This is a genomic window from Bacillus sp. FSL R5-0576, assembly GCF_038004765.1.
In the GTDB taxonomy this organism is placed as follows: Bacteria; Bacillota; Bacilli; order Bacillales; family Bacillaceae; genus Bacillus; species Bacillus subtilis.
Window position 1 is genome coordinate 2,326,834 of sequence record NZ_JBBORU010000001.1, and the last position, 13,044, is coordinate 2,339,877.

The 13,044-nt window shown below is 42.3% G+C and carries 13 protein-coding genes and 1 other annotated feature; all 13 genes read right to left on the bottom strand.

The genetic code is table 11. The annotated features are described in order from the left end of the window. Positions 1-144: 144 nt before the first annotated feature. Complete coding sequence (gene dnaG / locus NX903_RS11905) at positions 145-1,956, bottom strand: DNA primase (RefSeq protein ID WP_086344095.1); 1,812 nt, start codon at positions 1,954-1,956, stop codon at positions 145-147. Positions 1,957-1,989: 33 nt separating this feature from the next. Beyond that, positions 1,990-2,484: a YaiI/YqxD family protein gene (locus tag NX903_RS11910; RefSeq protein ID WP_015714278.1), complete on the bottom strand. Its 495-nt coding sequence runs from the start codon at positions 2,482-2,484 to the stop codon at positions 1,990-1,992. Between the two features lie 253 nt (positions 2,485-2,737). Next, positions 2,738-3,550: a pyruvate, water dikinase regulatory protein gene (locus NX903_RS11915; RefSeq protein ID WP_003230064.1), complete on the bottom strand. Its 813-nt coding sequence runs from the start codon at positions 3,548-3,550 to the stop codon at positions 2,738-2,740. Positions 3,551-3,575: 25 nt separating this feature from the next. After that, positions 3,576-4,214 carry a transcriptional regulator CcpN gene (gene ccpN, locus NX903_RS11920; RefSeq protein WP_003237058.1) on the bottom strand — a complete coding sequence of 213 codons (639 nt, stop codon included), beginning with the start codon at positions 4,212-4,214 and terminating at the stop codon, positions 3,576-3,578. Positions 4,215-4,346: 132 nt separating this feature from the next. Next, positions 4,347-6,386 carry a glycine--tRNA ligase subunit beta gene (gene glyS, locus NX903_RS11925; RefSeq protein WP_024572413.1) on the bottom strand — a complete coding sequence of 680 codons (2,040 nt, stop codon included), beginning with the start codon at positions 6,384-6,386 and terminating at the stop codon, positions 4,347-4,349. Continuing rightward, positions 6,379-7,266: a glycine--tRNA ligase subunit alpha gene (gene glyQ / locus NX903_RS11930; protein ID WP_086344615.1), complete on the bottom strand. Its 888-nt coding sequence runs from the start codon at positions 7,264-7,266 to the stop codon at positions 6,379-6,381. Before glyQ ends, glyS begins: the two co-directional genes overlap by 8 nt. Positions 7,267-7,348: 82 nt before the next feature. After that, positions 7,349-7,524 (bottom strand) — a binding site (T-box leader). A gap of 39 nt (positions 7,525-7,563) precedes the next feature. Then, positions 7,564-8,331: a DNA repair protein RecO gene (recO, locus tag NX903_RS11935; protein ID WP_015384118.1), complete on the bottom strand. Its 768-nt coding sequence runs from the start codon at positions 8,329-8,331 to the stop codon at positions 7,564-7,566. A 36-nt stretch (positions 8,332-8,367) separates the two neighbouring features. After that, the gene (locus NX903_RS11940; protein ID WP_003230053.1) at positions 8,368-8,511 is read right to left on the bottom strand and encodes a YqzL family protein; all 144 of its coding nucleotides are present in this window, start codon (positions 8,509-8,511) and stop codon (positions 8,368-8,370) included. 147 nt (positions 8,512-8,658) lie between these two features. Beyond that, entirely contained in the window at positions 8,659-9,564 is a 906-nt protein-coding gene (era, locus tag NX903_RS11945) for a GTPase Era (protein WP_003230051.1), read from the bottom strand. Beyond that, positions 9,545-9,955, bottom strand: coding sequence for a cytidine deaminase (locus NX903_RS11950; protein WP_003230049.1), 411 nt, complete (start codon positions 9,953-9,955; stop codon positions 9,545-9,547). Before NX903_RS11950 ends, era begins: the two co-directional genes overlap by 20 nt. A gap of 118 nt (positions 9,956-10,073) precedes the next feature. Continuing rightward, positions 10,074-10,445 carry a diacylglycerol kinase family protein gene (locus tag NX903_RS11955; RefSeq protein WP_015384119.1) on the bottom strand — a complete coding sequence of 124 codons (372 nt, stop codon included), beginning with the start codon at positions 10,443-10,445 and terminating at the stop codon, positions 10,074-10,076. Continuing rightward, a complete protein-coding gene (gene ybeY, locus NX903_RS11960; RefSeq protein WP_024572410.1) occupies positions 10,426-10,899 on the bottom strand; it encodes an rRNA maturation RNase YbeY in 474 nt (157 codons plus the stop codon). The genes NX903_RS11955 and ybeY overlap by 20 nt, the downstream gene beginning before the upstream one ends. Beyond that, positions 10,900-13,035 (bottom strand): cyclic-di-AMP phosphodiesterase PgpH, encoded by a 2,136-nt coding sequence (gene pgpH, locus NX903_RS11965; RefSeq protein ID WP_086344096.1) that lies wholly within the window; start codon positions 13,033-13,035, stop codon positions 10,900-10,902. Positions 13,036-13,044: the final 9 nt, after the last annotated feature.

A 13,044-nucleotide genomic window follows, 5' to 3' on the forward strand; every position in this document is an offset into this window, starting at 1 on the left:
ATTCGGTCCATTCAGGCGTTTTCTATGTGAACTGCCTTTAACAATGTGCGAATAATGAAATGACAATTCATGATGAGGTTAAGCGATCTATTTGCTCCTCCGCAAGGAATCATTGCCAATAAATGCTCCTCATCAGTTCTCCAGTTATTTTAAAGATCGGTTCAATGTAACGATTTCTTGAGCCAGAGAAGCAGCTCTTAAAAAATCTTTTTGCCTTTCGGCTTCGGCTCTTTCCGCCTCTTTTTCTTTTATCATTGACCAATTTCTTTGATTCAACACTTTTTTTACATAATCTGATAACTCGGCTTCGCTAAGCTCTTGACTAACCTGAAGCATTAATATATCAGACAAGAGCTGGCTTATATGATCATCCGTCACCCTGGCCATCAGATGCTGAGGCGTCAGCTCGGCTCCCTCTTCATAAAAAGCATAAAGATAGGCAGCTAATGCCCGGTGCTCATCAATATTAAATTGAAACCCTACCCGGTCAATCACTTTTTTGATGACGCTCCGATCTCGAAGCATGTGAGCGAGTAACAGCCTTTCTGCATTTTCATACGCCGGACGCAAACGTTTTTGCCTTGCTTTTGTCGTCAGATGCGCTCGCCGCGTTTTTGTTTCATCGCTATTGTCAGCAGGTTTGTTTTGCTTGCTGAAAACAGACAGCTGCTCAGTTAAAGACTCCTGTGAAAGCGAAAACTCTGAAGCAAGCTGCTTTACATAGACTTCCTGCTCTAGAGACCCTGAAAGCGTGCTGATTTCTTTCAGTACGTCTTTAATGTAAGCTAGTCGGTCGCCTTCATCGGACAGGTTCTTTCCTTTTCGGAAATATTGCATTTTGAACGCCATTACGGTGACACTGGCGTCAATAATGTCGTTTTTAAATTTTTCCCCGCCGAATTTTTTGATGTAATCATCAGGGTCCAATCCGTCAGGAATCATTGCAACTCTGACTTTGCAGCCTTTTTTTTGCAGAAGCTCCGAAGCTTTTAAGGTGGCTTCATAACCGGCTTTATCAGAGTCATAGCAAAGAATGATTTCTTCGACGTTTCTTCTCAGGATCTTGACATGATCATCTGTAAGCGATGTTCCCATCGTGGCTATGCTTTCTTTTACACCCGAGCTTACGGCCGATATGACATCAGCAAACCCTTCAAATAAGACTGCTCTTTCCTGCTTTCTGATATGAAGGCGGGCCTTATAAAAATTGTAAAGCAGTTTACTTTTATGAAAGAGCGGGGTTTCAGGACTGTTCATATACTTAGGCTGCTGGCTGCCAAGAGCCCTGCCTGAGAAAGCAACAACAGCCCCGTGATGATCATGGATCGGAAACATGACACGGTTTCTGAAGCGGTCGAAATATCCGCTTCCGTCTTCGCGTCTGATCAGGAGACCCGCTTTTTCCATTTGTGCCTCACTAAATCCCCTCTTTACAAGGAATTTCGTGATAAAGTCCCAAGAATCAAGAGCATAGCCAATCTGAAATTCATCAATCAGCTCTTTCGTAAAGCCCCTAGAAAGCAGATAATCCAGTGCCTCTTGACCTTCTTTTGTATTTATTAACAAATGATGGTAAAATTTCTTCAGGAGCTCATGTGCCTCAGCCATTTTTTGTTCTCCAGAAGACTCTGGCCAGGCTCCGGAATGGACTGTTATATCATCTGGAAAATCAATTTGGTATTTGTCAGCAAGGTGAGAAACCGACTCGGCAAATGAGTAGCCTTCCATCTGCCTTAAAAAAGAGAAAACATTGCCGCCCGCTCCGCAGCCAAAGCAATGAAAAATCTGTTTGTCGGGCGATACGGAAAACGAAGGTGTGCTTTCTCCATGAAAAGGACAGAGTCCAAAGTAGTTTCGGCCTTGCTTCTTTAATTGAACATAATCACCTATGACTTCAACGATATCTGCCGACTTTTGCACCTGATCCACAATTTCATCTGGTATCCGATTTCCCATCTTATAACACTCCGTCGTACATTATTCGATGCTTTAGTGCAAAATCCCTTCATCGTTCGACAGGATTTTTTGCAGCAGTGCAATAAATCGTTCTCGATCTTCTTTATTCAATTTTTTAGGCCCTTTGGCATATACGCCTTTTCTTCTTTGTTTGCCGGAAAAATGACGGCCCTCTAGAGCAAAATCAATCGTGTCTTCTTTGTAAAGACGACCTCTTTCCGACATAACAGAGACATTTCTGTTCAACAGCAGAGATGCTAATCCGATGTCCTGCGTCACAACAATATCTCCCGGTTTCACGTGATTTGCGATATATAAATCAGCAGCTTCTTTATGAGGATCAACATACTTCCATTTTTCTTCATTGCTTCTGGAAAGCTGATAATGTTCAAATGAAGCGACAAAAAGAACTTGAACTTCATACTCGGATGCTGTTTGTAAAATTTCATCTTTTACCGGACAAGCATCAGCATCGACAAAAATCGTCTTTTCTTGTTCATTAAGAAGAGTAATTCTCCATCCCTCCATTAAACTCCTGCATAAAAGCAAGCAAAATCGCACATCCTTTATTATTGTGGATGTATATGAATTTGTCGAAAAATTTCCGGGAGAAATTCTTGACATCTTACCCATAATAGTTTATTCGTATCACACGATCCTTAAACCTAAAATTAATCATTTTATCACAATTTTTTATTATAATACAAACTTCACAAAGATGCTATTGTTTTTCATTATTCCCTTTTGGCACAGCCAAAAACCCAGGATAGAGCGTCCTGAGTTATATGTTTTTTGTTTTGAGATGATGGATAATATTTGCTGTTTCCTCAACCGCTTTATTTGAAACATCAACAACCTGGCAGCCGATCCGATCCACAATCTTTTCGAAATACTCGAGTTCCTCTTTGATTCTGTTGATATTTGCATAAATCGCTTTATCATTAAGCCCGAGTGATTTTAAACGTTCTTTTCTGATATGATTCAGTTTATCAGGGCTAATCTTTAAACCGATGCATTTTTTCGGATCAACGTTAAAGAGTTCTTCCGGCGGATCAACCTCCGGAACAATCGGAACATTGGCAACCTTCAGGCGTTTGTGTGCGAGATATTGAGACAGCGGTGTTTTAGACGTTCTTGAAACGCCGATCAAAACGATATCAGCTTTTAAAATCCCTCTTGGATCACGTCCATCATCGTATTTAACTGCAAACTCGATGGCCTCCACTTTTTTGAAATAATCTTCATCAAGCTGGCGCACCCGCCCCGGTTCGTATTTCGCTGTTAAACCGTAGGCTGTTTCCATTTTATCAATCAACGGGCCGATAATATCATAATATAAAACATTTGCTTTTTCCGCTTCGGCTATCAAATATTCTCTGATTTCCGGCACCACGAGTGTAAAACAGATAATGCCGCCGTCTGCCTTTGCAAGTGAAATCACTTCATTGATAGTGCCTATATCTTCAACATAAGGAATTCTTCTTACATGAGTATCATCCGCCGATCCGTTAAATTGGCTGAGTGCTGCTTTTACTACCAATTCAGCCGTTTCACCGACGGAATCCGATACAACATAGATGATGCGGTTATTCATATTATCCCCCCGTTAGTTTGCAATCTTATAGGATTTCATTTTCAGATAAACTGACAAGTATTTTTGTCATATTTGTTTTTGTCACTCTGCCGATCACTTCAAAGCCTTTATCGGTGTCTTTGATGACAGGCAGTGCATCAATTTGTTTTTCTATTAAGTGCTTTGCAATGTCCATCACATAATCCTCGCGTCTGCACACCGTAATGTTCGGCATCCTTGTCATGATGATGTGAACAGGGACCGATGTAAGCTCCTGCTGGCCAATGCTCGCTCTGAGCAAGTCTTTTCGTGAAAGCACCCCGACTAAAACAGCATCGCGGTCCACCACAAACAGAGTACCTACATCTTCTAAAAACATGGTGCAAATCGCATCGTACACAGAAACGTTTTCGTGAATCACTACGGGGATAGATTGAAAGTCTTTCACCTGAAGCTTTTTGAGTTTATCCGCCAAAAGCTGCGTGCCGGTTTTTCCCGTATAGAAATAACCGACTCTCGGGCGCGCCTCGAGGAATCCTGACATGGTGAGTATGGCTAAATCCGGGCGCAATGTCGCCCTGGTGAGGTTCAGCTTTTCTGCAATATGCTCCCCTGTAATCGGCCCGTTTTCTTTTACAATCTGCAAAATATGTTCTTGCCGTTTATTTAGTTCGATCGTACTCACCACCTTTTCACTTCATAGCTATGTAAAGAAATAATAATCCATATTATAACGTAAATATCTTGTAATCAAACAAAAAACTTATAAATGGGGAAAAGACGATTACCGATCACACAGCAACCGCCTTTTCTCTCTTTATTTTACAATAAGGGCATTCATATTCGCAAAGGACTTGATCTCATCCGCCAAGCTTACCATTTGCGCTAAACGATTTGCCTTTAATGCCTCATTATCCGCTATAACCATTGTATGATCGAAGTAAGCATCGATCGGTTCTTTTAAGGCTGCAAGTGAAGCAAGCGCCGCCTCATAATCTTTTTTGCTGAAGTTTTCCTGCAGATTTTGCTTCGCTGTTTGGTAGGCATCAAACAGTTTTGCTTCGTATTCATTTTCAAACAGATCAGGCTGAATGTCTCCGCGGACTCCTTTTTTGCTGATAGAGATCACTCGGCCTAACGCTTCGGCTGTTTCCTTAAAGCCAGGTGCACCAAGCTTTTGTTCCAGTACTTGTGCTTTATGCAGCGCAGAGTACGGCTCAAGCTCAGAGCTTTCCAGCACGGCGTCAATGACATCATGTCTGATTTGTTCAGCATTCAAGACATATTTCAAGCGCTGAGTGAAGAAATCCAGCAGTTCATTTTCTTTATCGGTTTGTACGAAAGTAAGCAGCTCTTCAAATGAAATTCCCCAGTTGCGGTCAAGAAGAATCGCAACAATACCGCTTGCTTGGCGGCGCAGTCCGTAAGGGTCCTGGGAACCGGTTGGAATTACGCCGATAGAGAAGAATGAAGCGATTGTGTCAAGCTTATCCGCCATTGCTACAACAGCTCCGGTGAAAGTAGAAGGCGTTTCTCCGCCCGCTGATCTAGGCATATAATGTTCATTGACTGCCGCCGCCACAGCTTCATCTTCGCCAAGCATTCTCGCATACTTTTCGCCCATAATTCCTTGAAGTTCAGGGAATTCATATATCATATGCGTCACAAGGTCGAATTTAGAAATTTCAGCAGCCCGCTTCACATGTTTTAATGTATCTTCATCAGCCTGAAGACGAACGGCAAGTTTCTCTGCGATTGATGTGACTCTTCTAACCTTATCAGCAAGAGAACCAAGCTCTTCATGGAAAACGATATTTTCAAGCTTCTTCACATTTGCATCAATGTTTAGTTTCTGATCTTCCTTGTAGAAGAATGACGCATCAGATAAACGTGCGCGCAGCACTTTTTCATTGCCTCGGGCCACATTTTCAATCGCGTGGCTGTTGCCGTTTCGGACTGTGATAAAGTGAGGCAGCAGGTCACCGTTTTTGTCTTTGACAGGGAAGTAGCGCTGATGCTCTTTCATTGTCGTGACAAGCACTTCTTCAGGAATTGACAGAAACTCGGATTCAAATGAACCGTAAAGAGCTGTCGGGTATTCTACTAAATGATTCACTTCATCAAGAAGGTCTTCGTCAACTGGAATGCTCCAATTGTTTTCAGCAGCCATTGTTTCCAGCTGAGATTGAATCATTTGCTTTCGGACGCTAGGATCGGCAATAACATGCTGTTCTTTCAGCTGCTCTTCATAAGCTGAAGGTGATTCAATTGACACTTCATGTCCGAGGAAACGGTGTCCCTGTGTTGTCCGTCCAGACTCAACGTTTGTGATCGAAAATGGAATGACATCCTGTCCAAATAATGCGACAATCCATTTGATCGGTCGGATATAACGCAAATCTTCATTTCCCCAGCGCATGTTTTTCGGGAAATGCAAGCTTGTAATTAAACCGCTCAATTCTGGCAGAAGCGACTTCGTTTCTTGGCCGGCTTGGAATTTTTGCACGAATACATACTCTATGCCTTTTACTTCTTTGATATACAGGTCTTCCACATTCGCGCCTTGGCCTTTTGAAAAGCCGATTGCCGCTTTTGTCCAGTTCCCGTCCGCATCAAGGGCAATTTTTTTCGCAGGCCCTTTTGCTTCTTCTTTTATATCATCCTGCTTTTCTGCGACATCCTTAACGAACACAGCAAGACGTCTCGGTGTATTGAAGAGTTTCACTTCACCGTGAGTAATATTTTTTTCTTTAAGCCAGCCTGTCAGCTTGTCGCCAAGCTGAACCATGCTTTCATTCAAAAAGCGCGCCGGCATTTCCTCTAATCCGATCTCTAAAAGTAAATCCTGTTTACTCATGAGAAGAACCCTCCCCTTTAAGCATTGGGAACCCTAGTTTTTCTCGTTCCTCATAATAGGTTTTTGCTACTTTTCTAGCTAAATTCCGCACTCTTGCGATATAGCCCGTCCGCTCGGTAACAGAGATCGCACCTTTGGCGTCAAGCAGATTGAAGGTGTGCGAACATTTCAGCACATAGTCATATGCTGGATGAACAAGTCCGTTATCCATTTGCTTGATCGCTTCTTTTTCATATGTGCTGAACAATTGGAACAGCATATCGACGTCTGATGTTTCAAACGTATAAACGGAATGTTCATATTCAGCCATCATGAATAAATCTTTTACTGTAAACCCTGACGTCCATTCCAAGTCAAACACGTTTTCTTTATCTTGGATATAAGACGCGAGACGTTCAATTCCATACGTAATCTCTACAGAAACGGGTTTACACTCTAATCCCCCGACCTGCTGGAAATACGTAAATTGTGTTATCTCCATTCCGTCAAGCCAAACTTCCCAGCCTAGACCCGCGCAGCCTAAAGACGGATTCTCCCAGTTGTCTTCAACAAAGCGAATATCGTGCTCAAGCGGATCAATTCCAAGAGCACGCAAGGAATCTAAATACAGCTCTTGAATGTTATCAGGAGACGGTTTAATAATGACCTGGAACTGATGATGCTGATACAGTCTGTTCGGGTTCTCCCCGTAGCGGCCGTCTGCCGGACGTCTGGAAGGCTCTACATAAGCCACTTTCCACGGCTCAGGGCCGATACTGCGCAAAAATGTATACGGGCTCATCGTGCCGGCTCCTTTTTCTACATCGTAAGCCTGCATAAGCACACAGCCCTGACTGGACCAATGCTTTTGCAAGGTTATAATCATGTCTTGAATATTCATTTCAAGCACCTCCACTTTTCTTTCATAAGTTGACTGCGGCAGCAACCAAAAAACTCCCGTCTCTATGCTTGCCAGCCGCAAACATAGGGACGAGAGTTCTCCCGCGGTTCCACCCTAGTTGCTGAGAACAAAATCCCAGCCTCTTTTTTTAAAATTGCTCAAGAATGCCTTTCGTTGCGTGCTCATCCTTAGCTTACACCGCCCTAAGGTCGCTTTCATGAGGTAAACGCAAGTACTTCTTTCTCTCACTGCAACATATTTTATAATAAATGATCATATAAAAAGATGGACCAAATGTCAACTTTTGTTTTCACCCATAAGATGTTTCATGCTTTCCATTTGATCTAAAAAGCGCTTTGATTTTAAATACAATCCCGAATATTCTTCGTAATATAAATCAATCACTTGCTTTAATTCAGCTTTTGTTTCCTCTTTTAAGGACACATTGCCGAGTCTCGACAGATCAAAATAGTAGAAGAGTCTTAACAGCCTTGCCGTTTGCGGTTTAATCGGTATCCTGTAAGGATCTTTTTCAAAACAGCGGTGGCATATAAAACCATTATCACGAACAGAAAAATGAAAGGTTCCGTCTTGGCTTTTACAATGTACACAATGATTCAGCTCAGGATACAGGCCCATGACACCGAGCATCTTCATTTGAACAATGAAGGTGATAACATCCGGATCTGTTCCTTCATTCAGCTGTTTTAATGATTCTAATATGAATTCAAATAAATAAGGATTTGACTTTTTTTCTTCTGTGCCTCTGTCGACTAACTCAGCAATATAGGCAGCATATGCTGTTAAAAACAAGTCTTCCCTGATGCCTCTCATGCTGAGGATCATTTCCCCCTGCTGAAGCGTTCCGAGGCCCGATGTTTTTTGCATTAAGAAAGAACCATACAAAAAGGGCTGGCTGACTGCTGATAAACGGCTGTTCGGTTTTTTGGCGCCTCGTGCCATAACACCTATTTTTCCGTGTTCTCTTGTCAGTAATGTTACGATTTTATTCGTCTCTCCGTAATCATTTGTGCGAAGAACGATTCCTTCACATTTTGTCAGCATTTCCGCACCTTCCTCAAGCAGGAGCGGCCAAGAGGTTTATAAAATTGGATAATCAAATCGGGCTAGCTCATCTTCTAGTTCTTCGGGTCTTTCCATGTTCTCTTTTTCCAGTTCTTTAAAAAGAAGATACGTATCAACATTTCCTGTTTGAGAAAATACGTTCCAGGTAAAATTCAACACAAGAAACCCACCTTTCTGTAGTTAAACTAGCTTACCTAAACTCCAAATTCTTACCTTTATCTTGACCAGATGTCCTCCATTTCATGTTAAACAAAATTTGCTAATGTATCCCTGTTCCTGTGAGATAATGACACACACAGCAAGAGATTAATATTCGTCCTCTTTAAAGCCAAAATCGCGAAGCTGGGACATTTTATTACGCCAGTCTTTCTGCACTTTCACCCACAATTCAAGGTAGACACGGGAGCCCAACAGTGCTTCAATATCCGCTCTCGCTCTTTTTCCAACCTCTTTTAGAAGACTTCCTTTTTTACCGATCACGATGCCTTTCTGGGAATCCCGCTCGACCACAATCGTTGCCGCTACGTGCACAGAACCGTTGTCCTGCCCTTTGATGGATTCGATGGCCACCGCAATGCTGTGCGGGATTTCTTCTCTCGTCAAATGTAGCACCTTTTCCCTGATTAATTCAGAAATGATAAATCGTTCAGGGTGGTCAGTTACCTGGTCACTCGGATAGAATTGCGGCCCTTCCGGCAAATACGCTTCAATCTGAGCGAGCAAGGTTTCGATGTTATTTCCTTCTAAAGCAGAAATCGGAACAATTTCCTTAAAAGGATAACGTTTGCGGTATTCGTCAATTAGCAGAAGCAATTGGTCGGGATGAATTTTATCGATTTTGTTTACGATTAAGAATACAGGCGTAGACATCGTCTGCAATTTCTCAATGATGAATTCGTCGCCCTTCCCGTAGCCTTCCTCAGCATTGATCATAAACAAGATCAAATCGACTTCTTTTAATGTATTTTGCGCCACTTTCATCATAAAGTCCCCAAGCTTATGCTTAGGTTTATGAATCCCTGGTGTGTCAATAAAAATGGTTTGTGATGTGCCTGTCGTCAGTACTCCTTGCACCTTGTTTCTCGTCGTTTGGGGCTTATCGCTCATGATCGCGATTTTTTGTCCAATGACTCTGTTCAAAAATGTAGATTTTCCTACGTTTGGTCTTCCAATAATGGATACAAATCCTGATTTAAAGCTTTCGTTCGTCATGTAAATCCTCCGATGAAAATGCGCCTGGCAATAATTCTTCCACAGTCATTTCTTTTATTTGTCCTTGTAAATTAGTCAGTACGACAATAACGTCTTTTGTGCAAAGCTCAGAAATCACCTGGCGGCAGGCTCCGCACGGAGATACCGGTCCAGGGGTGTCAGCCGCAACGGCCAGCATCTGAAACTCTGTATCCCCTTCAGAAACAGCTTTAAATAAAGCGGTACGCTCGGCGCAATTGCACATGCTGTATGCCGCGTTCTCAATGTTGCAGCCTCTGTACACTTTTCCATCCTTGGTAAGAAGAGCGGCTCCTACTTGGAATTTGGAATACGGCGCATATGCCATATCACGCGCTTTTAAAGCTTCTGTTATTAATTCTTGTCTGTTCATGTGTACATTCCTCTCTTACCTATAATGGTACCGCTATCACTTTATATTTTACATAATCGCGCGCTTTTTTTCACGCCCATTTCTAAAAATGTAAAATAAATGTAAGAATTTTCAGCCATTACAGCTTTGGCAAAAAAATAAGTAAACCAATGATACACGAAATCACGGCAAAAACGCAAACAGCCCCGGCGGCAGCGTCCTTGGCCGCTTTAGCAAGAGGGTGATGTTTGTCAGTTATTAAATCAACCGTATGTTCAATGGCTGTATTTAAAAGCTCAAGCGAAAACATACCGCCTATCAAAAGGAATATAATCATCCACTCAATCATGCTGAGCTCTACAAGGAAGCCGCAAATGAGAACAGCGCAGGCGGCTGCGGCATGAAATTGGAAATTCCGCTCCGTCCGCGCTGTTTCCCAGATGCCCCGGCCTGCATGCACGAAGCTTTTGAAGAATCGCTTCAGCTCATTTCTATGATCTTTTGAGTCCATAAGCGTCCAGCAATTCCTTTTGCTTAGTAAACATCTCCTCTTCTTCCTCTTTCGTCATATGGTCATATCCTAAAAGGTGCAGAAATCCGTGTACAGCTAGAAATCCGAGCTCTCTTTTAAAAGAATGATTATACTCCTCTGCCTGCTCTCTTGTGCGATCGGCACTGATGATAATATCACCTAAAACCGGAGGCATTTCGGCGCCCACGATTTCGACCTCGCCTTCTCCCTCTTCTTCAAGAGCAAATGAGATGACATCTGTCGGAGCATCCTTTCCCCGGTATTCTTTGTTAATCTGATGTATGTCATCATTGGAAACAATCGTGACAGAAACTTCAGCCTGATCCTGAACGCCTTCACGCTCAGCGGCAAATTGAAGCAGATTTTCTACTTCTTTGAGCATCTCTTCTGAGACGCTTCCTGTTTCATCAACGATATCAATCAGTAAACTCATCTATTTCACCTTCTTAGTAGCCTCCGGATATTCAATCCGGGAGTGGAAAATTCCTTTTAATGTTGCACAGAGTGTTTTTGCGATTGTATCCAGCTCTTTAAATGTCAAATCGCATTCACTGAACTGTCCGTCCTGAAGCTTATCGGATATAATACCCCGGACAAGCTTTTCAATTCGTTCAGGATTTGGATTATGCATGGATCTGACGGCCGCTTCAACACTGTCGGCCACTGATATAATTGCGGCTTCCTTTGATTGCGGCTTCGGCCCCGGATAACGGAACTCTTCCTCTGTAATCTGGTCGCCTTTTTCCTTTGCTTTATAGTAAAAAAACTTTAAAAGCGAGGTTCCATGATGCTGCTCAGCAATATCGACAAGCTCTTTCGGAAATTTATAGCTCCTCAGCATATTCGCACCGTCTGTCGTATGCGAGATGATAATATTTTTACTCAACTGAGGTGACAGCTTGTCATGCGGATTGTCAATATTCATTTGGTTTTCAATAAAATATTGCGGTCGCTTTGTTTTTCCGAGATCGTGATAATATGCGCCGACTCTTGCAAGCAAACCATTAGCCCCAACCGCTTCACAGGCTGCCTCTGATAAATTGGCAACCATTACACTGTGATGATATGTACCTGGTGTTTCTGTCAGTATTTTGCGCAATAGCGGATGGTTAGGATTAGACAGCTCGAGCAGCCTCATGGTGGATAAAATGCCAAAGCCCGTCTCAAAAAACGGCATCAGGCCGATGATTAATACAGATGAAGCAAACCCCGACACAACCCCCATGAGCATTAACGTGCCGATTTCAAGACCCGACAGCGCAGTGTTCTGGATCAATAATAAGGATAGAACGACAACCATATTAATAAACGCCACGAAAAGTCCGGTCTGCAAAATCTTTGATCTTGCATTGTGTTTTCCTAAAAATAATACACCTGAAATGCCGCTGATCAAATAATAAATCCCTATGACATAATTGAATGTTCCTGTCACACCCTGATTAAACATCATACTTCCGCAAATCGCAAGAATGATACTTCCCAAAATGGCAATGCGTTCATTCATCAGCAGTTTGATTAAGATGGCGCCGGCCGCAATGGGGACCAGATAGCCGATATTATTATACTCCATCTTCTGAAACAAACTGACAACCTCCATGATCACAAGCAAAAGTGTTGTGATTATGGAGAATAACAGAATGGATTGGTTTTTAAACTTCAGATTTTGTTTCTGTTTTTCAAAATAATATACAAGTGTTGCAATGAAAAGTCCGATCATAATCAATAGCCCGCTGATCGGTTTAAAGAGATTTGAGTTATTTAATAACCCAGTCAGCTCAAGTTTCCTGTACACTTCCCGATCAATGAGGTCATTTTCTTCCACAAGCACTTGTCCCTGTTTGATTTGAACCTGCTGGACATTGTCTGAAGCTTCCTGCCGTTTTGCCTCTGTTGCTTTCGGATCAAAGACGTAATTCGGAATAATAGCAAAACGCCCGATTTCTGTCGCAGCTCCCAAGTATTTAGACGGAATAGAATTGCTCTTTAGCTCTTTTTCTACCTTATCCTTTGCATCAGATAGTTTATCCGAAGGGATTTCACTGCTCATGACCGTATTTACTGCGGTAATGACCGTATCTCTGACAAAAGAAAAGTCTTCACTGTCTGCTTTCAGCAATGTCTTAATTGAGCCCTCGGATATGGAATCATTCACATCTGATGTCAATTTGTCCTTTACGGATTTGACCATTGATTTTTCCGATGGTGATTTGCTGCCTTCTTCCGATGATTTTTTCACTTCACTGATACTGTCGAATATTGATGACACAAGGTCAATCCGATTATCTGTGTATTCTTTTTTTAATGTATATTGATCCTCAACCGCGTCCTCAGCGGCTTGCTTTTTTTCCTCTGTGGCTTTTTGATCTTCCACGGTTGCCGGAGCATAAATGGTCTTGTCGCTGACTGAAAACAGGTCTAAATCAAGTGTTTCCGGCTTAACATGTACAAAGAGCAAAGCAAACATAATGGCAGCCAGCAGAAGATACAGCAGTACATGCATGGAGCGGGCATTTTTAAAACTGCTCCATTTTTTTGAGCTGCTTTTGGTCTTAGCCTTCTTTTTCAACACAAGAACCTC